This window comes from Streptomyces sp. FIT100 (assembly GCF_024584805.1).
In the GTDB taxonomy this organism is placed as follows: Bacteria; Actinomycetota; Actinomycetes; order Streptomycetales; family Streptomycetaceae; genus Streptomyces.
Map to the genome: position 1 here is coordinate 7782104 of NZ_CP075715.1, position 23149 is coordinate 7805252.

The following is a 23149-nucleotide window of genomic DNA, read 5'->3' on the forward strand; positions in this document are numbered from 1 at the left end:
TTCAGCACGCACCGGCTCGTAGCTGCACCGCGGAAGCGGTCGTGAGGAACACCGCGGCAGCCAGGATCAGGAAACCGCGCGGCCCCAGCGATTCCAGCAGAATGCCGCCGCAGACCAGCCCCAACGGCAGGCCCGCCTGCGCCAGCAGCCGGTAGATGCTGTTGATCCTGGTGTGCATCTCCTGGGGAATGATCGTCATGCGGTGCGCATAGAGGGTCGAGAAGTACGGCGGCGCGACCCACAACGCCAGCGCCAGGCCCAGCAGGGCACCCCATGCGGCCGGCGCGAGCGCCATGATCAGCTCGCCGGCCGTCCAGCCCAGGCCCGCGAGGAGCATGACCCCGTACGGGCCCAGCCGGTGATGCAGAAAACCGCTGCAGAAGCTGCCCAGCACTCCGCTCAGCGCACCCAGGGCCAGCAGCAGCCCGGTGCGGGAGGAGTCGGCGTGGAACTCGGCCTTCATCAGAGCCATGAAACTGAGCCACACCGTTCCGAGGGCCGCGATGTTGGCGAAGTTCGCCAAGGCCAGCCGCCGCAGCTCCGCATGGTGGAAGAGGTACCCGACGCCTTCACGGATCGAAGCCCACAGCGATGTTCGGACGTCCCGCGCGACCGGGGGACGCATCGGCGTGCGCAGGCACAGCACGCCGATGCCGGCGATCACGAAGGTGAGCGCGTCGACCCCGAAGGCGTAGCCCGCACCGGCGAACGTGGTCGTGCCCAGGCCGATCAGCACGCCGCCGAGGGCCGGGCCCAGCACCTCGGTCATCGCGGTCGTGCCCTCCACCCAGCCGGAGGCCCGGGCGAGTTCGCGCGCCGGCAGGATCCGCGGGAAGACCGTGCTGTTGGCCACGTCGAAGAAGACGTAGACGATGCCCGAGCACAGCACCGTGCCCGCGATGACCACGATGCTGGTGCCACCACCGAGGAGATAGCCTGCGAGCAGTCCGAACAGCACGGCGCGCACAAAGTTGCCGACCGCCATGACGACCTGCTTGTTCCATCTCTCCACCAACGCTCCGGCCGGAATGGCCAGGATCACGTACGGCAGCTGTTCCAGGGCAGCGACGAACCCGGCCGTGCTCGCCGAACCGGTGGCGTTGAGCACCAGCAGGGGAAGCACGAACTGGGAGATCTGCGTTCCCACGCGCGAGGTGACCTGTGCCCACCAGACAATGACGAAGTCCCGCACCCGCCACAGATTCAGCGGAGGCGCAGTGTCCAGGTTTCGGGCGGTCGCTTTCCCGGGAGCCATCGCATCGTCGCTTTCCACGGTGAGCCGGGGCGTTGGAGGAGAAGGCGAGTGACCGGTGTGCCTTCAGGCGAGCGCCGTGGCCCGCAACGACCACGTCTGTGCTCGGGTGATGCGGGCGAGCCCGGTCACGTCGAGGTCCGGCCGGTGCATCCAGCGGCGGACCCGCCGCAGGTAGTGCTCGCTGATTTCCTCAGCCACCTCGGGCAGTTCCGGTGTCACCGAAAGAGGCACCGCCTCAGGCAGCGACCGCAGCCCCCGGACACTCCCGCCGGCCGTGAGATCGAGCAGGCAGCGGTAGAGCGCGGCGACCGGAACGGCGACGCCGTCGGTGGCGGCCAGGGCCGGCAGCGCACCCATGGCACTCACCTCCCGGCAGACGGACGCGGCAGCCTCGCGCAGCCGGGTGGCGTCGAGCCGGTCAGGGTGGCCGGGCACATGGTCGGAATCCGGCAGGGCAACCGGCCCGAGGATCTCCGGTACGGCCCCGGCCCGCTCGACGTCCTCGCCCGTCAGTTCGCGGCACATCGCGTACAGCAGCTGCGCGGGCGAGAGCACGCGCGACGTTGTACGGATGCCGGGCCCCGCGGCCTCGCCCAGTGCCGAGCCGAACCAGCCGGCGTCGAGCCCGGGCCTGCGCCGCAGGGCGGCCACCATCTCGCCGAAGGCGACGAACTCGGCCGCCGGTGAGGCATGGAGAACATCGATGAGCCGGGCCAGGTTGTCCAGCATGGTGCGGGTCTCGGCGGGTGGCCGGCGGCCGGGGGCCACGAGTGGTGCGCCAGGTGCGGGATTGCGCCCGCCCGCGTAGTTGGCGGCGTCCCAGAACTCCCGGTGGACGAACATCGTCGGATGACCGATGTACAGGTGCAGCACGCCGTCCTCCGACCGCGCGGCCTGCTCGAGCATCCCCGGTATGCGGCCGATCAGCTCCGCGAAGCGCACCGGGTCCGGGAGGACGTCCTCCACCGGCCCCACCGCCTCGGAACGGGCGAAGCACAGCGCGCCCGCGTACCAGTGCGGATTGTGTCCGCCGCCGGTCCTGCTGAAGGAGTGCAGATGGGCGGGGACACCGAGCGCGGAGAGCGCGCCAGGGACCTGCGGCCCCCACGATGTCCCGGCCGTGGCGAAGCCGCACAGATCCCGGCCGGTCAGGTCGCGGATGAGGTCCGCTCCGGAGCGCTCCTGTGCCACGACCTCGGCGACACCCTTCGCCCAGTCGAGCGGTTCCAGGTATTCCGCCACGGTCGGGTGCGTCGAGTGGTGGTTGGTGTGGTAGCCGATGTCGTGGGTCCGCAATGCCTCGAAGACGTCGTGCCGTTGCCGCCGGACCAGGGCCCGCGCCTTGTCGCCGGTGAGGAAGAACGCCCCGGACACGCCCTTCTTCCGCAGCATGTCGGCGAGCCACTTCACCGCGTCGTCACTGGCAGGGGCGACGGGGTCCTCCACGTCGAAGGTGAGAAGGACCCGCGCTCTACGAGGCATGGGCGGTGCTCCCTTCGCCCGAGGGCCTCCACAGGCCGTACATCCGCAGCACGGACACGGCGTCCCGGAGGCTCTGCCGCCCCGTGGGGGACTCGATCTCCAGCGCACAGCGCCCGGTGAAGTTCCCGGAGCGCATGACCTCGCGCAGTTCACGCAGGGGCATCGCCGCGAGTGGTGTGTCCGGGCCGCCCTTGAGGTGCACCTGTGCGACCAGCGGCAGTAGGTTCCGCAGGTCGGCGACCGGGTCGGCCCCGGCGTAGAGGCAGTTGCCGGTGTCGAAGAACAGCCGTGCCCTCGGGTCGTCCATGGTCCTGACCAGGTCGGCGGCGTCCGCCGGCGGCGTGCCCCCGACGAACTCGGCGGCAATGACGGTGCCATGGGGTGCGGTGGCCGCCAGCAGTTCGGCGTACGCGTCCGCGTAGACCTCGGCGCGCCGGGGTTCCTCCGCCTTCACGCGGACGGGTACGAGTACGAGGTCGCAGCCGAGCCCGACCGCGGTCCCGGCGGTGTCGATGACCCGCCGGACCGCGTCGGAGCGGTCCTCCTCGGGCACGTCGGGCAGCCGGACGAACTCCGCGACCACCGCCGAGGCGACGGTCAGCCCGTGCGCGGCGGCCAGTGTGCGCAACTCCTCGGCCCGGCCGGGCTCGTCGGCGCTGCGCAGGGGGAGTTCCACGAAGTCCAGGTCCAGCCGCCGGAACTCGGCGAACTTCTGCTCCGGGGTGTATGCGTCGGTGATGGTGTCGGTACCGGCTCCGAGCAGCACGGGTGTTGCCTCCTGTGGTGTGACGCGGGCGCTGTGGTCGGGGTCAGGCAGGCTGGTCGAGCAGTGCGCCGACCCGCACCGGTCGGCCGGTCTCGGCGGACCGCTGGTGGGCGAGGGTGGTGGCCAGCGTGCTCACCGCTTCTTCGTAGGAGGCGAGCACGAGCTCGGGGCGGCTGTCGCGTACGGCGCGGACGAAGGCCCGGTCCTGTACGGCCATCGAGTCGTCTATGAGCGTCCATTCCTGCCGCCCGTCGGCGGTCACCACCTCCACGGTGCGCGACTCCCCCTCGTGGCCGAGGATGGAGACGGTGAGACCCTCGGCGAAGATGTGGATGCCGCGTGCGTATGTGGGGTTGCCATGGCCGGAGACCATGTTGGTCACCAGACTGCCGACCGCCCCGTTGGCGTAGGTGAGGCTGGCGACGGAGGCGTCGAGGATCTCGGACGTCTCGTGGGTGGCGATGCGGCGGGCACCTGAGACATAGACCGTGGAGATGTCGGACACCAACAGCCGCAGCAGGTCGACCTGGTGGGTCGCCATCTCCACCACCTGACCGCCCGAGCGGGCCTGGTGGCGGTACCAGTCCCGGGGCGGCAGCTTGGCGAAGCGGTGGGCGAGGGTCATGGCGATCTTCCGATCGCCCAGAGTCTCGCGGACGAACGGCACGATCTGCGAGTACCTGCTCTGGTAACCTGCCGCGCCGATCAGGCCCTTGGCGCGCAGTGCACCGGATATCCGCCGGGCCAGCGACAAGTCGAGGGCGACGGGTTTCTCGACGAGGAGAGGCAGCCCGGCCTCGATCGCGGCGAACTCCACCTCGCCGTGCGCGAAGGGCGGCAGGCACACGAAGACCGCGTCCAGGCGCTCCTCCTGGAACATGCGCACGGGTTCGGCGTAGAGCGGAGCCTCTGCGAACGGCACCAGCAGTTCCTGCGGTGCCGTTGCCCACAGCTTCTCCAGCACGCTCGAGCGGGTGGCCTCCGCGGCGGCCGGGTCCGTGTCGCACAGCGCGACCACTCTGGCCTCCGGATCGGTCAGCACCCGCTTGAGGTGCTCTTTCGCGATGTACCCGACCCCGACGAAGCCGATGCGTACAGCCATGGTGGTCCCTTCTCTTCTGTGTCGCTGGGAGAGCGGCAACGCGGCAACGCGGCAACGCGGAAACGCGGCCGGGCTACGTCCTATGAACCGGAGTCGCGCCAGTTCAGGAGCACGCCGATGGCATCGTTGTCCGGCGAGGCGATGAGCTTGTACGCCGCCTCTGCTTCGGCGGCCACGAAGGTGTGGGTGACCAGGTCCTCGACCGCCATGCGTTCCTGCGCGAGCAGTCGGAAGAACAGCTTGACGTTCTCGGCGAACGTCCCCCGCAGATGGCGTCCGGCGCCGGTCCGCGGAATATCGCTGTCGTGCACGCCGACGACGGTCTGGGCCCTGCGGAGCACCGTGCCGCCGAGCACCTGCTGACCAGGCCAGGCCGTGTCCCCGACGAGGACCAGGGTCCCGGCCTCGCGGGTGAGGTCGGACAACCCGGCGAGGGCGTCGGGGGCGCCGGTCACGTCGTAGGCGACGCCGACACCCTCACCGCCGGTGAGCTGGATGACCGCGTCGCCGACCGCCGGCACTCCACCGGCGAGGACCGTCGTCGCGCCGTGTTGCGCGGCGGCGGCCAGCCGGGAATCGCCACGGGCCAGGGCGATGAGTTCCCCGGCGCCGGCGACGGCCGCGTACTGCAGCACGAGCTGCCCCAGCGGCCCGAGCCCGGCAACCGCGACCGGCTCGCCGAACAGCGGGCCGGTACGCCGAACAGCGTGCTGGGCGATGGCGGACAGGGCGAACCACACCGCTGCCTCGTCGGTGACCTCGTCCGGCACCGGGTACACCGAGCCCTCCGAGACCACCATGTGGCTCTGGTGCGAGCGGCGCAGCACCACCCGGTCGCCGGGCCAGTAGCGGGCAGTCATCGGGCCGACGGCGAGGACTTCGCCGACCGCGCTGTAGCCGGGCGCGAAGGGGTGGCGCACCCAGGATGCCCAGTGTGACGGCCGCTCGAAATCCCCGAGGAAGCAGTTGCGTTCGGTGCCTGAGCTCAGGAGCGTCAGCCGCGTACGGACGAGCAGGTCGTCGCCGGAGAGCTCGGGCAGCACCTCACGCCGCAGTTCCACGCGCCCCGGCTCGGTGATCACTACATGAGTGCTGTGCATGGGTTCCACAGTCCTTTCAGGGTTCGACGACCGGCACCAGGCAGTCCGGTAGGCGTGCGATGGCCACGGCGTCCGCGATCCGCTCAAGAGGGATCCGGTGGGTGAGAAGGGACTCCAGATCGAGCCGGCCGGTCTCCAGGAGACGGGCGGCCTCCTCGAACACACCGGGCTTGTAGTGGTAGCTGCCGAGAATGCGGATCCGGCGGTAGTGGACGGCGTTGATGTCGAGGGGAATCGCAGTTCCGGGCGGGCAGCCGCCGAATCCGACGACCGTCCCTCCGTCCCGTACGACGTCGAAGGCGCTGCTGTACGTCGCGGCGCTGCCCACCGCCTCGACCACCACGTGCGGACCGCGCCCTCGGGTGAGTGCGGCCACGTGGTCGGCGGACACGTCGCCGGAGTCCACGGGGACGCCGCCCGCCTGCCTCACCAGCTCACGTCGCCAGGGGTGGTTGACACTGCAGAGCACCTGCCGCGCCCCGCGCAGCCGGGCCAGGCGCACCTGGATCAGCCCGACCGGCCCGCAGCCGATGACCAGGACGTCCTGGCCCGGGCCGATGCCGGCTGTGTCGGTGGCGTCCAGCACGCAGGCCACGATTTCGGTGAGCATCGCGGTGGCCGGAGACACACCTGGGGGCACGTGCCTGGCGTGGGCCGTCACCGGCGGGCGGATCCGTACGTACTGCGCGTGTGCCCCCGGCGTGACTCCGCTCCTGGTGGCGCACAGGGCCGGTAGCCCGTCGTCGCACTGGTCGCAGCGTCCACACGGTGGGTGCGGGTCGAGGGTGACGGTCTCGCCGGGAGCGAGGCGGCGCACCGCGTCGCCGACGGCGACCACATCACCGGCGACAAGAGTGCCCAGTACGGAAGGCGGGGTCATACGCGGGTGGCCGATCGTGACCGCCCGTACGAGGGAGGCGCCGAACATCGCGGCGCGCACCCGGATCACCACGTCCCCGGGCTCCTCCACTTGCGGCGTGGGCAGCTCCTCGACGGTCAGCGGCCGGCCGGCGCCGTGCCAGACGGCAGCCCGCATCCGCCCCGGGAGGGCCGTCGCGGCCGGGCCGGTCACCCTGCACCGTCCGCGTCGCGATGGGCGCAGGCGTCCAGGAGCCAGAGGTGACGGGGGTCGGTCCGGAAGCGGAGCTCCCGCTCGGTCCCGGCCAGCGCCCACAGGTAGTAGAACCGGTGGCCGGCCGCGGCGACGAAGCTGTGGTAGCCCTCCCGTACGGTGACGGTGTCGCCGTCGCGCACCACCTGCGCCTGCCTGCCGGCCTCGACGGCGGGGTAGTGGACGAACAGGCCGAACCCCGACGGAGGGGAGACGCGCACATGGAACGCCTCCTGCTGGTGGCTCTCGTACGGTGGATCGTGCGCGTCGTGCTTGTGCGGCGGATAGCTCGACCACACGCCCTCCGTGCTGAAGGTCTCACCCACCAGCACTCCGTCCGCCTGCTGATCCGGCCCGACGATGTCGTGGACCTCCCGCTCCCACACCCCGCTGCCGCGTCTTTCCGCGTGGACCTGGTCCGGCCGCACCACGTACGGCTCGCGCGGAGTCGAGGCAGGCGCCGAGGCCACGGCGAACCGCACGCCCGCGGGGCCCGCCGTGATCCGCCAGCTTCGGTCCGCCGGTGCGTAGATGGCGGTGGCCCGGCCGTCGAAGACGTCGGCGCGCTCGCCCAGCCCCTCCCAGCGCGGGCCGCCGGTGTCGAAGCGGACGTCGCAGCTTCCGCCGAGGACCACCACGACGGCTTCCTCGTCGCTCTGCCGGTGCTCCTGTGACTGGCCGGGGGCGAGTTCACCGACGCGCAGGGCGACCGGCAATCCGGTGGCGGCCATTCAGACGTCCCTTCGCGTAGTGGTTGCCGCCGGCGCGGTGATGTCGGCGGGTCCGCAGATCCCGGGGAGCAGTTCGTCGACGGCGACCGGTCCACCGCCGGCCGCCGAACGTGTCAGGGCTTCACCCGTGGCCACGGCGTAGGCACCGTCGACTGCTGTCGCGGCCTGGTTCTCCTGCTCGGGCGCGGGCTGCCGCAGAAGCGCCGTGATCATGCGCAGGTCCGCGCCGGAGTGGCGGCCCCTCTCGCGAGGGATGGTGACGGACTGGACCGGCCCGTCGAGCCGACTCAGCCGGATCGTGTAGTGCCTCGTCATGCGGGCCCCGTCGGGCGGGGAGACTTCGTACCTTGTGGTGAGCTCGCCACGAGTGCCCTGCACGGTCAGCGTGTAGCCCTCCCAGGGCGAGCGGGCCGACAGGGAGTAGTGGGCCACCGCACCGCCCCGATAACGGACAGCGGCGGACAGCGTGTCGGCGATGTCCGCGTCCACCGGCACTCGGCGGTCGTGGTCCGTGCCGGGCCCGGACTGGTAGTGGACACGCCGGGTCCAGCCCACGACCTCCTGCGGCCGGTCCGCCAGCCACCAGTTGAGCAGGTCGAAATGGTGACAGCTCTTGGTTATCTGCAGGCCGCCGGACGCCGCCGCCTTGCGGTGCCAGCGCAGGAAGTAGCTGTGTCCGTGGCCGGGCCGCAGCCGATAGGACAGGTGCGCCTGGGTCGGCGTACCGATCGCCCCTTGGTCAAGCAGGCGCTTGATGGCCTGATGGAGGTTCAGATGGCGCATGTTGTGCGCGACCCGCACGGAGGCGGGGGAGCGGCGCTCGGCGGCCACGACGGAGGCGGCCTGCGCCGCCGTCAAGGTCATCGGCTTCTCCGTCAGGACGTCGATCCCCGCGGCCAGCGCGGCCTCGATCTGCTCGGCGTGCGCGTGGTCAGGCGCGGTGACGATCAGCACGTGCGGCCGTGCGTCGTCGAGGAGGGCCCGTACGCCGCCGCGGTACGTCGGCACCTCCCACCGCTCCGCCACCGCTGACAGCTGCGCCGGATCGGTGTCGGCCACCGCGACGAGTGTGCCGATGCCGGAGGCGTGCGCCTGCGGCCCGAACAGCGGCAGATACGCGGTCCAGGCCCGATTGCCCGCCCCGCTGAGTGCGTATCGGGTGGTCCCCTGCTCAGCCATCGGCCTCCTCCACTTCGATGTCCCCGGAGCCGTCGGGTTCCTCGTGCAGCCACCGGCCGCCGCGCGCGACGCGGAGCACCCGCAGGTTGTCGTCCAACACGACCAGGTCGGCGGCCAGACCCGGTCTGAGGGAGCCGACCCGGTCCGCGATACCCAGCACCAGGGCCGGCGTCGTCGCGGCCATCCGCGTGGCATCCACGAGCGGAACCCCCGCGCGCAGCACGGTGAAGCGGAGGATGTCGGAGAGAAAGCTGGTGCTTCCGCAGAACGACGCTCCGCTGCGGTCGAGGGCGACCCCGTCGGCGACCACTCCTTGGGTCGCGCCCATGGAGAACGTGGTGCCCCGGGGCAGCCCGGTGCCGGCCGAGGCGTCCGAGACCAGACACAGCCGGTCCGGCCCCAGACAGCGGTAGGCGATGTGCACCAATTCCGGCGGCAGGTGCCGGCCGTCGGCGACGAGCTCGGCGGTGAACTCCGTAGAGGCCAGCACCGACTCCAACAGGCCGGGAGTGCGCCGCGGTCCCTCCTTGCACAGCGTGGACTGGCCGCTCCACAGATGGGCGATGTGCCGCAGTCCGTCCGCGTGGGCGGCGGCCAGCACCTCGGTGGACGCCCCGCTGTGCCCGGCCGAGACGGCCACACCCCCCTGTGCGAGCGCCCAGATCATGTCGTCCGCTCCGGGCAGCTCCGGGGCGAGCGTCACCATGCGGATGAAACCGGGCTCGGCCACCAGGTCCCGCCATAAGTGGTCGTCGGGCGACCGCAGGGCCTCGCGCGGGTGCGCGCCTCGGAACTTCGGGTTGAGGTACGGGCCTTCGAGGTGTGCGCCGATGGGCCGGTCGCCGGTCCACCGGCGTCGGCCGACAGCGAGCGCGGCCATCATCTCGGCCAGGCTGTCCGTCGCCAGAGTGGCCAACAGGCTGGTGCTGCCCGCCGCCGCATGGGCGGCGGTGACGGTCCGCCAGGCCTGGGCGCTCGCTTCGTTGAACGAGCGGCCCAAGGCACCGTGGGCGTGGATGTCGACCAGCCCGGGCAGGACGAGTCGGCCGCCGACGTCGATGACCTGCCAGTCGGCCGGTGGCCTGCGGTGCTCGCCGACGTATTCGATCATTCCGTCGCTCAGGAAGAGGCACTCGCCGGAGCCGACACGGTCGGTGTGCACTACCGAGGCGTTCACGACGGCGGTGCACCGCTCGTCCCTCACCGGCCCACCGCCCGCTGATAGACCCGCAGATGGCGGGCGGTGAACGCGTCGAGGTCGAAAAGCCCGGAGCGTCCCAGGCTGGCCTCGCCCAGTACCTTGCGCTGCGGGGCGTCCTTCGCCAGCGACTCCAGCACTGAGGCGAGTTCCTGGGGTTTGTCCGGGTCGAAGTACAGCCCGGCATCGCCGGCTGTCTCGTGGTGGGACGGGATGTCCGACAGCACCAGTGGCAGGCCGGCCGCCATGGCCTCCAGGATGGAGATGGGCATGCCCTCGAACCTGCTCGCCGAGACGAAAGCCTGCGACGACATCAACAGCGGAAGCACCAGGTCCCTGCGCCAGACCTGGCCGTACCACTCGATCGCCTCGTGGATCCCCAGCACGAGACCGCGCCGGTAGAGGTCGGCCATCTCAGGTCCGTCACCGATCACACGCAGCCGGACGTCCACGCCGCGCTGACGGGCCTCCGCCACTCCGGCCAGCACGGCCGCCTGGTTCTTGTGCGGGTACAGACCGGCCAGGCTGATCACGGTGAGACCGCCGTCACCGCGTTCGTCCACGCGCTCCGGGCAGTCCACCCTGATGGCGTTGGGCACCACCTCGACCTGCGCCGCAGGGAGCCCTACCTGGGTGGTGCAGAAGTCCCGCACCGCCTCCGACACCGCGATCACCTGGTCGACGCGGGCGTTGAGGCAGCGGTCGAGACGGTTGCGCAGCCATGTGCGCTTGTGGGTGTAGACGCTGTGATAGGAGACCACCGTCGGCCGGCCCCTGAGAGCGAACCGCACGAGAGGGTGGATCCGGCCGTCGCCGAAGTGGATGTGGACCACGTGGCCGCGGGTGAGCCGGGCCACCGCCGCCAGCCGCCGCGCCGGCGAGCCGGACAGGGAGACGGCCTTCACCCGCGGGTCGAGCTCGGTCATCAGCGCGTTGCGCTTGGCGACCGCCAGTGCCACGACGCGCACCTCGACACCGCGCGCCACAAGCTCGTTGGCCAGCGAGGTCACCACCCGCTCCAGGCCGCCGACGGTGAAGTAGCGCACCAGCAGGCACACTCGCAGGCCGGAGACGGACCGGTCCGGCGCCGCGGCCTTCCTCGGCTCGCTCATGCGCCACCCCCCAGCAGCGCCGCATAACGCCGGGCACCGCCGAGCAGGTGCCCGGCCTTGGGAGACAGGGGTTCGCGCAGGGCCTCGGTCAGGGTCGGGCCCACGGCGCCGGAGAGCACCTCGTCGAGGTCGCTCATGCGCACCAGTCCGCGGTTCGCGAGCAGCCGGGCGTGGATGCGCTGCTCGGACTCCCTTACCTGGCGCGGGATGACGACGCTGTTGCAGCCGACCGCGAGCACCTCGCTGAGCATGTTCGCGCCCGCGGCCCCGATGAACAGGTCGGCCGCCGCCATCCACGTCATCATCGACGGCTCGTAGGAGACGATCTCCAGCCACGGCAGCGGGGCGGCACGCTCCCGCAGCGCTTCGGCGTCCGCCGGCTCCAGATACGGGCCGGTCACCAGCCGCGCCCGGTCGAACTCCGTGCTGCGCTCGGCCAGCGCGTCGATGAGCGCTGTCCACAACGGCATCGCACCCTGCCCACCGCCCATGGCGGCCAGCACCAGACGCTCGCCGTCGTCGACACCCAGCTCCGCCCGTGCCGCGTCCCTGCCGAGGCGGGACTCGGCGACCAGGTAGCCGGTGTACTGGATCCGCCCCCGGAGGAAATCCGGCACGCTGTAGTGGTCTTCGAGGCGGAACACTTCGGGGTGGGTGTGCACATGGATCGCATCGAAGTGCCGGTCGATCCAGCGGGCGCTTTCCCCGCGGAAGTACTCACGGTCGGTCTTGCCGGCGTCGAAGAGGACACCGCGCAGGGTGAGCACGCGCCGACCGCCGCTGCCCCTGGTGCCGGTCAGCGCCGGGACCAGCTCGTCTCCGGCACCCCTGGGCAGATGGTTGACCAGAAGGACGTCGGGCGCGTAGTGACGCAGAAAGACCTCGGCCATCTCCGCGCGCATCCGGAAGAGAGGCCCGGTCTCCATTGCCGTCCGCCCGCGGGTGCCCCATCCGGCGACGCTGTCGTAGTTGGTGAAGGCGGGCAGCTTCACCACGTCCATGCCGGCCGGCAGCAGGTCGAGCCCGCGATAGGCGCCGGTCAGCCCCGAGATCTGCACTTCCTCACCGCTGCCGGAAAGCCCGTGCGCCACCTTCGCGCTCTCTGCGGTGTGCCCGAGGCTTCTGCCGTTGTGCCAGTACATGGCGATCCGCACGGTCTACCTCCTTGCTTCCGCGGAATGGCGTGTGCCGCGTACTCCGGCGACATGGGAAACGGTCTCGCGCAGGCCCTCGTCCAGGCCGACGACGGCTTCGTAGCCCAGCTCCTGCCGTGCCAGTCCGAGATCGGCGAGTGCCGAGGCCACGTCGCCGGCGCGCGGAGGCGCGGTCGACGCCTGTACCGCTGACGCTTTCGAGCGTCCTGGTACCGCGGCGACATGCGAGCGCAGGATCTCGAAGAGGGCGTTGAGTGAAGTGCCCCGCCCCGTACCGACGTTGAAGACGCCGCACGAACCGGCCGGGCGGGCCACCGCCAGGAGATTGGCGCGCACGACGTTCTCCACGTGGGTGAAGTCCCGGGACTGGGTGCCATCGCCGTGGATCACGGGGGACTCCGCGGCCAGCAGGGCCCGGATCCAGCGGGGGATCACCGCCGAGTACGGTCCGTCGGGGTTCTGCCGTGGCCCGAAGACATTGAAGTAGCGCAGGCCCGTGAGGGCGATGCCGGTGTTCCGGTGGGTGACCGCCGCCAGTTGCTCCATCGCACGCTTGCTCACCGCGTACGGCGACATCGGCTCGCCCAGGACGGGCTCACGACGCAGTGCGGTGGAGACGTCCCCGTAGACGGAGCTGGAGCTGGCGTACACGACACGGGACACTCCGGCTTGTGCCGCGGAGCTGAACAGGTTGACCGAGCCGATGGTGTTGGTCCGAAGCACCTGGACCGGATGGGCCATGGACCGGGGTACGGAGTTGAGCGCGGCCTGGTGCAGAACCACGCCGACGCCCCGCACGGCCGCGTCGCAGGCGTCCCGGGACCGCAGATCCCCTTCGATGAGCCGGAAGCGCGCCCATCGCTCGGCACCGACCCGGGCCTCCACCTCGTTGAGGTTCTCCTTCTTCCCGGTGGAGAAGTTGTCCAGGCCCACTACATGCCGCCCCGCTCGCAGGAGCGTCTCCAGGAGGTGCGAGCCGATGAAGCCCGCAACACCGGTAATCAGCCAGGTGTCTGACACATCCGGTACCTCGGCAGGTAATCGGGCAGCGCGCATCGCGACCTCCGTGCAGCGGGATGGAATGTCAGGGGGAGAAAAGAGTGGGGCCGGGTGCGCCTACAGCACCGCGACGCCGAGGTCGGTCAGCCGGCCCCGGGTGTCGAAAAGGGCTCGGGTCCTGGAGCCGTCGACGTGCTCCCGGTACTGCGCGTGCCACTGCAGCACGATCGTCAGGTCGGCGGCGCACAGCGCGACGTCCAGATCGTCGGCGGCGGGGACGTCGAGCCCGTCGACGGCCCAGGTGTCGACATACGGGTCGTGATACGTGACGTCGGCGCCCTGCTGCCTGAGATGGCGCACCACATCGCCGGCAGGGGACTCGCGCTGGTCGGCGATGTCCGCCTTGTACGTGACCCCCAGCACCAGGACACGAGCACCGGTCAGTTCGCCACCCGTGCGCGCGACCAAGTGGGCGGCGCGCTCGACCACATACCGTGGCATGCCGTCGTTGATCTCATGGGCCAGGTCGATGAGCTGCGACCGCCGGCCCAGCTCACGTGCCTGGTAGGAGAGGTAGCGAGGGTCGATGGGGATGCAGTGGCCGCCGACGCCCGGGCCGGGTTGGAAGGCGGCGAAGCCGAAGGGCTTGGTCGCGGCGCAGTCGATGGCGTTCCACAGGTCGACGCCCAGCTCATGGCTGAGCATCGCCATCTCGTTGACCAGCGCGATGTTCACCTGCCGGTAGGTGTTCTCGAGGATTTTGGCCATTTCGGCTTCCCGGGTGCCCTTGGCCGCCACGACCTTGACCACGAAGCGGGCGTAGAACGCCATGGCGCGCCGCGTACAGTCCTCGGTGTAACCGCCCACGACCTTGGCGGTGTTGCGCACGCCGTGATCGGAGTTCCCGGGATCGATGCGCTCGGGCGAGAAGGCCAGCTGGAAGTCGTCACCGGCGCGCAGTCCCGACTCCTCCAGGACGGGCCTGATGATGTCGTCGGTCGTGCCGGGGAAGGTCGTGGACTCCAGCACGACGAGCATGCCCCGCTTGAGGCGACGTGCCACCATACCGGCGGCCTCCATCACATGGGACAGGTCCGGCCGGCCGCTTGCGCCCAGCGGCGTCGGCACGCACACCACCACCACGCGTGGTGCGCCGAAGTTGTCCTCGTCGCAGCTGGCGGCGAAGCCGGCAGCGCGCATACGTGCGATGTCGTCGTCACTCACGCCGTCGACGGGGGAGACTCCCGCGTTGAGCCGCCCGACCACCTGCGGGCTCACATCGAAGCCACGGACGCTCAGACCGGCCTGAACGGCTTCCCTGGCGAGCGGCAGCCCGACATAGCCCAGACCTATGACCAGCAGATCAACTGGCTCAGACATGGGGCGAGCCCCCGTGCACCGCGGACGCCAGGCTGCGGATGGCCTCCACCGGCTTGTCCGCAGCCCAGGCGCGGCGACCGATCGCGGCGCCGCGGACACCCTGGTCCACCGCGCGGCGCAGGAACCGCTCCAGCTCCGTCGACGCATTGGGCGGTCCACCCGCCAGCACGATGGGGACCGAGGTGCTGTCCACGCATTGGGCGATGACCTCGGCGTCGTCAGGCAGCGAGGTCTTGATGACATCGGCCCCGATTTCCTCGGCGATCCGGCAGGCGTGGGCGTAGGCGCTCGGGCCCATTCTGTCCAAGGCATCGGGAAGGCTGTAGACCGTGACCAGGACGGGCAGGCCCATGCCGTGAGCCCGCTCGGCGAGTTGAGCGATGACGCGTGCGTTCTCGAGATCGCCGGCCGAGCCGAACTTGAACTCTCCGCATACGGCGTCGGCGGCGTGGGCCGCGGCGTACTCCACCGAGTTGAGCAGGACGTGGTCCACGCCCGCCGCCAGCCGACCGGTCAGCGCCATGATGACGCCGAGCCGCTCGGCCCCCGGGACCGAGAGGCAGTCGACCATGCCCGGCCGGAGCATGACCGCGTTCGCGTTTCCCAGAGCGGCGGCCTCAACGATGGCGCGAGGATGCTCCAGACCTCCAGCCGGTCCGATGGTGATGGCGTGGTCGAGCGGGATGACAAGGCTTCTGCCGGTGGCCGGCGAGAACAGGCGGCGCAATCGAATGGAAAACCCGTCGAAAGTCTGCCTCGGCCGAGATTCCAGGAAGGTCGTCTTCTTCATCTGCGGCTGCCCTTTCTTGCTTTGAGCTATAGAGCGGCAAGATTCAGATGCCCAGGGTACTTTCCGGATGAAAGGTAATCCCGCATGGTGTTGAGAATCCCCTTGGAGCGAGCTGGTCCCCACTCGAGAACCGCTTCATTCCTGGAGCTCAGTACAAAATTCAAAATGATCATGTCGCGCATGACCAAGAATTCACTGAGGCGTTCCGCCGAGGGTGGAAGTCCGCGGATCGAGCGGTATCCGCGGACGTACCTCTCGGTGAATTCCGGATACTCCTGGGGGTCGCAGGTGCGCAGGAACGACGAGAGTACGGAGGCTACGTCGAGCATGTAGTACCCGGGGCCGCAGTCGTCGAAGTCGATCACCGCCACATCGTCATCCGGGGTGGCGACCACGTTGCCGCGATGCAAGTCGGCGTGAATCAAGCCCCACTCGTGAGGAGTCCGTTCGGGCAGCCGGTCGCACACAGTTCTGCACACCTGAAGCAGCAGGGCTCGCTCCGTATCGCTGAGCCGGTCGTGCGCCACCGGGTCGGTCACCGCCGCGCCGCCCTCGAAGATCTCCCCGTACCCCCAGGTCGGGCGCGTGAAATCGGCAGGGGGGCGGTACTGCATGGCATGCTCATGGAGGTTCGCCGTGAGACGTCCCAGCTGTTCGGCGGCGGTCGCGCTCAAGCTCGCCGGAGACGACTCCCCCGGAATCCATTCGAAGACCACGGACGTCACCGGCTCGGGCCACCTGGGGAGCGCGAGGCTCGTGACCATGCCCGTCGAGCGGGTGGGTACGGGCTTCGGAGCGATCACCGCTTTGCCGGAGACGAGCGAATCGATCCAGGCGAGCTCCGAACTCTGCTCCTGCGCGCTTCGTCCGTCGTGCACGGACATGCGCAGGACATGGCGCATTCCATCACCCTCGACGAGGTACACCGCATTGTCCTCGTATTGGAGCAACTTCAGTCTGTTTCTGGGAATCGCGTAATGCTCAAGAGTCTCGAAGGCTGCCGACCTCAGCCATTTCAGTCGAGTGGCTCGCGCCAATTCATTGAACATTTTGCCCATGGGCGTTCCTTCTTGCGGCTGTTGCAGGTGGCTCAAATGTGGATCTACATGTGCGTCGCGCTCCAGGGTCAAGTGAGGGCTTCTCGATCCGGAGAACGGGTCATGAACGCGATGGATGAATGCTCTCACCACGTATCCCGGGGTTTCAAGTGGACCCTGCGACATGGCTTGATCATTGCCCATGCCCGGAGAGCTGGTTTTCGGATTCGATATCACAGGGGAGTACGTCAAGGCAGGTCAGGTAGCCGCGCTGGAATGCGCTGAGGACGCCGTCAGCCCGGCCGGGGCGCCACGGATCAGGACACCAGCGTGTTTCGGCACCCCTGATCGGATGATCGCGTGTTCGCGCCCTGTGCGTCCAACTCCCGCGTGTCGCTGTGCGATTGCCTGGAGCACGAGTTCGGAAACGGCGCTCGCGTTCCCGTGCTCAGGAGGGACGCACGGCCATGGCGTCCAGCGCCTTGAGCAGACCGGGGAGTTCGGGCCCGCGCCCGACCGGCAGCACCTCGCCCGGCTCCTCGTCGAGGAGGACGAAGGCGATGTCGTCGGTCCTGGCCACGATGGACCAGCCCGGTCCGTCCGCGCGCAGCATCCGCGCCCCGTCCGGAGCGAAGCTGGAGCGCACCCGGCCCGTGGGCGGTGCCTCGTCGACATAGCCGTGGAGTTCCTTGAGGACCCGCGCCACACCCTCGTGCGACACGGTCCGCTCCTCCTCGGAGGCGTCTGCACTCGCCTCGGCGTCCGGGGTGCCCGACCCGGTCGCGGCGTCCGCCCCGGGCGTGTCCGCCCCGTCCTCGGCGCCCTCGTCCGTCGCGTCGCCCACCTGATCGCGCCAGCTGGCCCACTGAAGGGCGATCTCGTCCGCGCCCATCCTGCGCTGCGCGGGCCCCCAGACCTCCGTGTCGGGCGGGGAGAGGCGCGGCCCTTCGCCGTCGTCCTGCGGATCGTGCGGCGCCGGCAGGCCCGGGGCGACGGTCGCGACCGCCAGCGGCCAGCCGGGCAGGGCCGCGACGACAGTGCGGTCGCTGGGGGACAGGTCGTACTCCATGCCGCAGTCCCAGGACGCGATCGCCACCGCGACCAGGGAGACGTCGTCGACGACGACCGTCCACCGGGCGCCGGCGCTGTCCTGGCCGAGCACCAGCCCGTACCCCTCGCCGTACGGCTCAAGACCCAGCGCCTCGCACGCCGCCGGGAAGTCGTCGCCGAGCACGCTCGGGAACTGCGCGGGCGTCAGCAGCAAGGCGGTCAGCACAAAGAGCGTGTCGTCGTCGGCGACACCGTCCGTCCCGGCCACAGCACCCTCCCATCCGATCGTTCGTCGGCGCACCCTAACCAGTGGGTAACCGCCTCGTCGAGGGCCTGCGGCAGGGAATTGCTCCCGGGCCCCCGGCCCGGCCCCCGGTCCGGCGGCGGGCCGGCTCAGCCGACGGGCAGCCCGAGGAGGCTGCGCGCCACGGACTGCGGTGATTCGTCCCGTTCCCGCGCGAGGGCGATGACCGCCCGGCAGGCCAGTTCGTTCACCCCGAACGACAGCGCCTCGGGCGACACCCAGCTCGACGCCTCGTCGATGCCCTGCTGGTCGTCCTCGGCGCACGCCGACACATACGTGGCCGCGGCCTCGAAGATGTTGTGCTGCCGTCCCCGCGCGGCCGCGGCCGGAGCGACGCCGTGCTCACCGCTCCGCCCCGCCGTGAAAAATCTGCGTATGTTCCCGATCACCTTGTCGAACACGATGGCCCCCTTCTTCGACCCGTTCACCTGTTCGGCGTAGTCGCCGGTGCGACAAGTCTTCCCCCGGTGCGGCCTGCAACGAACGTCTGTTTCGGCCCGGCTCGCAACGGGGCGGCGGCGGGCGACGGCCGCCGCCGGGGGCGGTGCCTCAGTCCTGGCGTACCGCCAGGGCCAGGAAGCGCGCGTCCTCGTCGGCGTACGACACCAGCCGCCAGCCCGCGACGCTCAGCAGCGGCCCGAGACGGGGCTCGGCGCGCAGATCGTCGTCGCTGACCATGCGGCCCTGACGGGCGGCCAGCGCGGCCCGCCCGATCGGATGGAACAGCGCGAGGCGTCCACCGGGGCGCACCACTCGGGCCAACTCGCGCAGATTCTCGGCAGGTTGCGGCAGATGTGCGATCAGACCGGCCGCGAACACGGCGTCCAGCGCGCCCGTCCGCAGCGGCAGCCGCGCCACGTCGGCGAGCAGCAGCGCACCCGCCCGGTCCCGCCCGGCGCGGGCGGCGGCGTCCAGCATCTGCGGGGTCAGATCCGCACCGACGACCGTGCCGGCCGGACCCACGGCCTCGCGCAGCGCGGGCAGTGCGCGCGCCGTGCCGCAGCCCGCGTCCAGCACGGCGTCGGCATGGCGCAGGCCGAGGGCGGCGACCCCGGCGGCGTAGGCGGGTCCGTCGTCCGGGAAGCGCGCGTCCCAGCCGGCCGCGCGGGCGCCGAAGAACTCCTGGACGTGTGTGTGGTCGTCGGTCATGCGGCCATGATCCCGCAGGCTCCGGGCCTTGCGATGGCGGTCGTCCGCAGCCGCGGCGTCCGGCGTCTCACTCAGACGTTCGGTGCACATGTTCGAACTCGGCACGATCGTTCTGAAACATCTCTCTGTCATATTCCATCAGCTTTCGAACTGCGCCCCTGTCGCGCGCCCCCCGCGGGACTAGCGTCCCTGAGCCATGGGACACCTGGACCACGCCACCTTCGGCTGGCTGACCCCCGCGCTGTCGTACGTGATGGCCTGCATCGGCGCCGCCCTCGGCCTGCGCTGCACCGTACGGGCGCTCGAAGCGAGCGGCAGTTCACGCCGCAACTGGCTCATCACCGCCGCATCCGCCATCGGCACCGGCATCTGGACGATGCACTTCGTCGCCATGCTCGGCTTCGGTGTCACCGGCACCGACATCCGCTACAACGTGCCGCTGACCATCCTCAGCCTGATCGTCGCCATGCTCGTCGTCGGCGCCGGGGTCTTCGCCGTCGGCTACAGCCGCGACCGCGTCAGAGCCCTGCTGCTCGGAGGGCTCACCACCGGACTCGGCGTCGCGAGCATGCACTACCTCGGCATGGCCGCGCTCCGCCTGCACGGCGAAGTGCGCTACGACCCGCTGCTCGTCGCGCTCTCCGTCGCCATCGCCGTGATCGCCGCGACCGCCGCCCTCTGGGCGGCGCTCAACATCAAGTCACCCGTCGCGGTCGCCGTCGCCTCCCTCGTCATGGGCGCGGCGGTCAGCAGCATGCACTACACCGGGATGCTCGCGGTCAGCGTGCGTGTCGAGCCCTCGGGCCCGGCACTGCCCGGGGCCACGGCGATGCAGTTCATCTTCCCCCTCGCCGTCGGCCTCGGGTCGTACCTCTTCCTCACCTCCGCCTTCGTCGCCCTCTCCCCGACGGCGCGGGAACGGGCCGCCTACGCCTCGGCCGAGCGGATCACCGAACCGGGCGAACGGGCCCCCGACCAGGGCGGACGCAGCACCGAGCCGGGCGGACGCAGCACCGAGTCGGGCGGACGGAGTACCGAGCCGGCCGGCGTCCCCCGGTAGCCCGCCCGTCCACCACCCGCCGCGACACCGCCCGACGCACCCACACCCCGTATCCGGAACGAGGAGGCCATGCGCACACCACGCAGCACCCCCGGCGCCGACACGCCAGACCCGCACGGCCCCACTCCGCCTTTCCCCACCGCCGAATCCGCCGCGCAGCCGGTGCGCGGGCGCCGCGCCCACGCCGGACCGCCCGCGGACGAACAGCCCGAACCGGGAGCCGACCGCGACCCGGCCACGGCGCGTGCCCAGGGACGGGGCGCGGGCGAGGGATGGCGGCTGCGCCCGCGGACGGTACGCGCCAAGATCGTCTCGCTGCTGATGGTCCCCGTCGTCTCCCTCCTCGCCCTCTGGGGCTTCGCCACCGTCACCACCGCCCAGGACGTCGCCCGGCTGCGCCAGCTCCAGGACGTCGAGAACCGCGTCCGCGAACCCGTCGCCGAGGCCGTCACCGCCCTCCAGACCGAACGCCGCGCCGCACTCCGCCAGCTCACCGCCCCCGCCGCCGAACGCGCCGCCGACCTCCAGCAGCAGGCCAGGCTCACCGACGCCGCGCTCGCCAGGCTCTCCCTCGACGAGAACCACACCGTCGCCGACGCGGGCGGCCTCCCCGCGGGCGTCACCGAGCGCCTCGGCCGGTTCGTCGACTCGGCCGCCGCGATCCCCGCCCTGCGCACCTCCGTCCTCGACCGCAAGGCCGACTGGGACCGTACGTACGAGACGTACACCGGCGCCATCACCGCGGCGTTCGCCGTGCAGGGCGCCCTCACCGGCATCCAGGACACCACTCCCGGCTCCGACGCCCGCGTCCTCCTGGAGTTCGGCCGCGCCTCGGAAATGCTCGCCCGCGAGGACGCGCTGCTCAGCACGGCCCACACGACCGGATCCTTCGGGGCGGAGCGTCTGCGACTGTTCACCGGCGCCGTCGAGACCCGCCGCGCCCTCACCGAATCCGCCGTCGCCGATCTACGGGCGCCCGAACGCGCCGCCTGGCGCGAACTCACCTCCCAGAGCGCCTACCGGGCACTGGAAGCGGCAGAGAACAGGACCCTCGCCGCGCCCGCCGGCCGCCGTGCCGCCACCGCCGTGCCCGCCGGCACCTGGGAGGCCGCCCACAGCACCGTCCGCACCGCCGCCCGCGACATCGAGACGAACGCCCGGCGCAGCGCCGCCGACCGGGCCGACCCCTTCGGCCAGGGACTCCTCACCGCCGCGGGCGCCGCCGTCCTCCTCGGCCTCGCCGCCGTCGCCGCCTCGCTCGTCATCTCCGTGCGCATCGGCCGCGCCCTCGTCGTCGAACTCGTCAGCCTCCGCAACACCGCCCTGGAGATCGCCCGCCACAAACTGCCCCACGCCATGCGCCGGCTCCGTACCGGCGACGAGATCGACGTCCAGGCCGAGGCACCGCCGGGACCGCCGCCGCAGGACGAGATCGCCGAGGTCGGCGAGGCGCTCTCGACCGTCCACCGGGCCGCCCTCAGCGCCGCCGTCGAACGCGCCGAACTCGCCAGCGGCATCTCCGGAGTCTTCGTCAACCTCGCCCGCCGCAGCCAGGTCCTCGTCCACCGGCAGCTCAACCTGCTCGACAGCATGGAACGCCGCGCCGAGGACCCCAACGAACTCGGCGACCTCTTCCGCCTCGACCACCTCACCACCCGTATGCGCCGCCACGCCGAGAGCCTGATCATCCTCTCCGGCTCCGCACCCGGCCGGGCCTGGCGCATGCCCGTACCGCTCACCAACGTCGTCCGCGCCGCCGTGTCCGAGATCGAGGACTACGCACGCGTCGAAGTGCGGCAGCTGCCCGAGAGCGCCGTCGTCGGCTCCGCCGTCGCCGACGTCACCCACCTCCTCGCGGAACTCGTCGAGAACGCCGCCCAGTTCTCCCCGCCCCACACCAAGGTCCGCGTCAGCGGCGAGCCCGTCGGCAACGGCTACGCCCTGGAGATCGAGGACCGCGGCCTGGGCATGGGCAAGGAGGCCCTCGCCGAGGCCAACCGCCGCATCGAACAGTCCGAGGCCCTCGACCTCTTCGACAGCGACCGGCTCGGACTCTTCGTCGTCAGCCGCCTCGCGGCCCGCCACGAGATCAGGGTCCGGCTGCGGACCTCGCCGTACGGAGGGACCACGGCGGTCGTCCTGATCCCCATGCCGCTCCTGCAGAGCGCACTGCCGCCGGGAGGCACCTCCCCGGCCGGCCGCGCCAAGGAGACGGCCCCGCCCGTCGCCCACGCGCTCGCGCAGGACGAGGAGTCCGAACCGGGCGCGACCGGCCCACGCGCCCTGGAGCGCAGGCTCGATGCCGCACCGCCGCCCCCCGGCGTCATCGCCCTGCGGCTGCGCGGCCGCCCTCACGCCGCCGAGCAGCCCGGGTCCCACACCGAGCCGGACACCGGAGCGCACCCCCACCCCCACCCTCAGCAGCACCAGCCCCACCCGCACATCCACTCCCAGGGGCAGCCGCCTGTTCCGTCGCCGCCCCACGCCGAGGACGAGGCGGGCGGGCTCCCGCGCCGCGTCCGGCAGGCCAGCCTCGTACAGCAACTGCGCGAAGCCCCCAGGCCCGAACCGGCGGAAGCGGCCGGCAGCAGCCCGCGCGACATCACGGAACGCACCCCGGAGCAGGCCAGGGACCGCATGGCCGCCTACCGCGCCGGCTGGGCGCGCGGCGGCGGTGCGGCCCCCGGCCGGAACGGCCACCACAGCAGCGCCCACAGCAGCGAAGGAGACCTGGCATGATCGACCACGAGAGGATCGCCCCGCACCGCTCCGGAGAACTCGACTGGCTGCTCGACGACCTGGTGCTGCGAGTGACCGAGGTCCGGCACGCGGTCGTCCTCTCCAACGACGGCCTCGCCGTCGGCGCCTCGGGCGGACTGAGCCGCGAGGACGCCGAGCACCTCGCCGCCGTCGCCTCCGGATTCCACAGCCTCGCCAAGGGCGCGGGGCGCCACTTCCACGCCGGCTCCGTACGCCAGACGATGGTCGAGATGGACGACGGCTTCCTCTTCGTCGCCGCGGCGGGGGACGGTTCCTGCCTCGCCGTCCTCAGCGCCGTGACCGCGGACATCGGCCTGATCGCGTACGAGATGGCCCGCCTCGTCAAGCGCGTCGGCGAGCACCTGCACACCCCACCGCGCATGTCCACCACCCCGCCCGCCGCCGGCTGACCGGAGGGAGGCTCCACGAC

At 71.1% G+C, this 23149-nt stretch carries 21 protein-coding genes; 3 read left to right on the forward strand and 18 right to left on the reverse strand.

Annotated features, from left to right (window positions below):
• Position 1 precedes the first annotated feature (1 nt).
• The 18 genes from KK483_RS34475 to KK483_RS34560 form a co-directional block, all read right to left on the reverse strand.
• Positions 2-1255 carry an MFS transporter gene (locus KK483_RS34475; RefSeq protein WP_262009145.1) on the reverse strand — a complete coding sequence of 418 codons (1254 nt, stop codon included), beginning with the start codon at positions 1253-1255 and terminating at the stop codon, positions 2-4.
• A gap of 63 nt (positions 1256-1318) precedes the next feature.
• Positions 1319-2737 (reverse strand): polysaccharide deacetylase family protein, encoded by a 1419-nt coding sequence (locus KK483_RS34480; RefSeq protein ID WP_262009146.1) that lies wholly within the window; start codon positions 2735-2737, stop codon positions 1319-1321.
• The gene (locus KK483_RS34485; RefSeq protein WP_262009147.1) at positions 2727-3503 is read right to left on the reverse strand and encodes a sugar phosphate isomerase/epimerase; all 777 of its coding nucleotides are present in this window, start codon (positions 3501-3503) and stop codon (positions 2727-2729) included. Before KK483_RS34485 ends, KK483_RS34480 begins: the two co-directional genes overlap by 11 nt.
• 43 nt (positions 3504-3546) lie before the next feature.
• On the reverse strand, positions 3547-4605 hold the full coding sequence (locus KK483_RS34490; RefSeq protein WP_262009148.1) for a Gfo/Idh/MocA family protein: 1059 nt from the start codon (positions 4603-4605) through the stop codon (positions 3547-3549).
• Between the two features lie 80 nt (positions 4606-4685).
• Positions 4686-5705 carry a zinc-binding alcohol dehydrogenase gene (locus KK483_RS34495; protein WP_262009150.1) on the reverse strand — a complete coding sequence of 340 codons (1020 nt, stop codon included), beginning with the start codon at positions 5703-5705 and terminating at the stop codon, positions 4686-4688.
• Positions 5706-5721: 16 nt separating this feature from the next.
• The gene (locus KK483_RS34500; protein WP_262009151.1) at positions 5722-6777 is read right to left on the reverse strand and encodes a zinc-binding dehydrogenase; all 1056 of its coding nucleotides are present in this window, start codon (positions 6775-6777) and stop codon (positions 5722-5724) included.
• Positions 6774-7547, reverse strand: coding sequence for a 5-deoxy-glucuronate isomerase (locus KK483_RS34505; protein WP_262009152.1), 774 nt, complete (start codon positions 7545-7547; stop codon positions 6774-6776). Before KK483_RS34505 ends, KK483_RS34500 begins: the two co-directional genes overlap by 4 nt.
• Positions 7548-8726: a Gfo/Idh/MocA family protein gene (locus KK483_RS34510; protein ID WP_262009153.1), complete on the reverse strand. Its 1179-nt coding sequence runs from the start codon at positions 8724-8726 to the stop codon at positions 7548-7550. It lies immediately after the preceding gene.
• On the reverse strand, positions 8719-9903 hold the full coding sequence (locus KK483_RS34515; protein WP_262009154.1) for an N-acetylglucosamine-6-phosphate deacetylase: 1185 nt from the start codon (positions 9901-9903) through the stop codon (positions 8719-8721). The genes KK483_RS34510 and KK483_RS34515 overlap by 8 nt, the downstream gene beginning before the upstream one ends.
• Before the next feature lie 23 nt (positions 9904-9926).
• Complete coding sequence (locus KK483_RS34520) at positions 9927-11036, reverse strand: glycosyltransferase family 4 protein (RefSeq protein ID WP_262009155.1); 1110 nt, start codon at positions 11034-11036, stop codon at positions 9927-9929.
• The gene (locus tag KK483_RS34525; protein WP_262009156.1) at positions 11033-12190 is read right to left on the reverse strand and encodes a glycosyltransferase family protein; all 1158 of its coding nucleotides are present in this window, start codon (positions 12188-12190) and stop codon (positions 11033-11035) included. Before KK483_RS34525 ends, KK483_RS34520 begins: the two co-directional genes overlap by 4 nt.
• 3 nt (positions 12191-12193) lie before the next feature.
• Positions 12194-13210: an NAD-dependent epimerase/dehydratase family protein gene (locus tag KK483_RS34530; RefSeq protein ID WP_262009157.1), complete on the reverse strand. Its 1017-nt coding sequence runs from the start codon at positions 13208-13210 to the stop codon at positions 12194-12196.
• A gap of 96 nt (positions 13211-13306) precedes the next feature.
• Positions 13307-14569 carry a nucleotide sugar dehydrogenase gene (locus KK483_RS34535; RefSeq protein WP_262009158.1) on the reverse strand — a complete coding sequence of 421 codons (1263 nt, stop codon included), beginning with the start codon at positions 14567-14569 and terminating at the stop codon, positions 13307-13309.
• Entirely contained in the window at positions 14562-15359 is a 798-nt protein-coding gene (locus KK483_RS34540) for a class I fructose-bisphosphate aldolase (RefSeq protein WP_262009159.1), read from the reverse strand. The genes KK483_RS34535 and KK483_RS34540 overlap by 8 nt, the downstream gene beginning before the upstream one ends.
• 26 nt (positions 15360-15385) lie before the next feature.
• A complete protein-coding gene (locus KK483_RS34545) occupies positions 15386-16417 on the reverse strand; it encodes a phosphotransferase enzyme family protein (RefSeq protein ID WP_262009161.1) in 1032 nt (343 codons plus the stop codon).
• Positions 16418-16844: 427 nt separating this feature from the next.
• Complete coding sequence (locus tag KK483_RS34550) at positions 16845-17714, reverse strand: hypothetical protein (RefSeq protein WP_262009162.1); 870 nt, start codon at positions 17712-17714, stop codon at positions 16845-16847.
• Positions 17715-17839: 125 nt separating this feature from the next.
• Positions 17840-18151, reverse strand: a complete 312-nt coding sequence (locus tag KK483_RS34555; RefSeq protein ID WP_399016287.1) for a hypothetical protein — start codon at positions 18149-18151, stop codon at positions 17840-17842.
• A gap of 148 nt (positions 18152-18299) precedes the next feature.
• Positions 18300-18899, reverse strand: coding sequence for a class I SAM-dependent methyltransferase (locus tag KK483_RS34560; RefSeq protein ID WP_262009163.1), 600 nt, complete (start codon positions 18897-18899; stop codon positions 18300-18302).
• Positions 18900-19095: 196 nt separating this feature from the next.
• On the opposite strand from KK483_RS34560, the gene KK483_RS34565 reads away from it, so the two are divergent.
• The 3 genes from KK483_RS34565 to KK483_RS34575 all read left to right on the forward strand — a co-directional run bounded on the left by KK483_RS34565 (position 19096) and on the right by KK483_RS34575 (position 23129).
• On the forward strand, positions 19096-19959 hold the full coding sequence (locus KK483_RS34565) for an MHYT domain-containing protein (RefSeq protein ID WP_262009164.1): 864 nt from the start codon (positions 19096-19098) through the stop codon (positions 19957-19959).
• Positions 19960-20028: 69 nt separating this feature from the next.
• A complete protein-coding gene (locus KK483_RS34570) occupies positions 20029-22698 on the forward strand; it encodes a nitrate- and nitrite sensing domain-containing protein (protein WP_262009165.1) in 2670 nt (889 codons plus the stop codon).
• On the forward strand, positions 22695-23129 hold the full coding sequence (locus KK483_RS34575; RefSeq protein ID WP_242331789.1) for a roadblock/LC7 domain-containing protein: 435 nt from the start codon (positions 22695-22697) through the stop codon (positions 23127-23129). Before KK483_RS34570 ends, KK483_RS34575 begins: the two co-directional genes overlap by 4 nt.
• Positions 23130-23149 lie beyond the last annotated feature (20 nt).

Excerpts from the sequence above, each read along its gene's own strand:
- KK483_RS34475 (WP_262009145.1), bottom strand. The coding sequence starts at position 1,255 with ATGGCTCCCGGGAAAGCGACCGCCCGAAACCTGGACACTGCGCCTCCG.
- KK483_RS34480 (WP_262009146.1), bottom strand. The coding sequence starts at position 2,737 with ATGCCTCGTAGAGCGCGGGTCCTTCTCACCTTCGACGTGGAGGACCCC.
- KK483_RS34490 (WP_262009148.1), bottom strand. The coding sequence starts at position 4,605 with ATGGCTGTACGCATCGGCTTCGTCGGGGTCGGGTACATCGCGAAAGAG.
- KK483_RS34495 (WP_262009150.1), bottom strand. The coding sequence starts at position 5,705 with ATGCACAGCACTCATGTAGTGATCACCGAGCCGGGGCGCGTGGAACTG.
- KK483_RS34505 (WP_262009152.1), bottom strand. The coding sequence starts at position 7,547 with ATGGCCGCCACCGGATTGCCGGTCGCCCTGCGCGTCGGTGAACTCGCC.
- KK483_RS34510 (WP_262009153.1), bottom strand. The coding sequence starts at position 8,726 with ATGGCTGAGCAGGGGACCACCCGATACGCACTCAGCGGGGCGGGCAAT.
- KK483_RS34520 (WP_262009155.1), bottom strand. The coding sequence starts at position 11,036 with ATGAGCGAGCCGAGGAAGGCCGCGGCGCCGGACCGGTCCGTCTCCGGC.
- KK483_RS34535 (WP_262009158.1), bottom strand. The coding sequence starts at position 14,569 with ATGTCTGAGCCAGTTGATCTGCTGGTCATAGGTCTGGGCTATGTCGGG.
- KK483_RS34540 (WP_262009159.1), bottom strand. The coding sequence starts at position 15,359 with ATGAAGAAGACGACCTTCCTGGAATCTCGGCCGAGGCAGACTTTCGAC.
- KK483_RS34545 (WP_262009161.1), bottom strand. The coding sequence starts at position 16,417 with ATGGGCAAAATGTTCAATGAATTGGCGCGAGCCACTCGACTGAAATGG.
- KK483_RS34560 (WP_262009163.1), bottom strand. The coding sequence starts at position 18,899 with ATGACCGACGACCACACACACGTCCAGGAGTTCTTCGGCGCCCGCGCG.
- KK483_RS34565 (WP_262009164.1), top strand. The coding sequence starts at position 19,096 with ATGGGACACCTGGACCACGCCACCTTCGGCTGGCTGACCCCCGCGCTG.
- KK483_RS34570 (WP_262009165.1), top strand. The coding sequence starts at position 20,029 with ATGCGCACACCACGCAGCACCCCCGGCGCCGACACGCCAGACCCGCAC.
- KK483_RS34575 (WP_242331789.1), top strand. The coding sequence starts at position 22,695 with ATGATCGACCACGAGAGGATCGCCCCGCACCGCTCCGGAGAACTCGAC.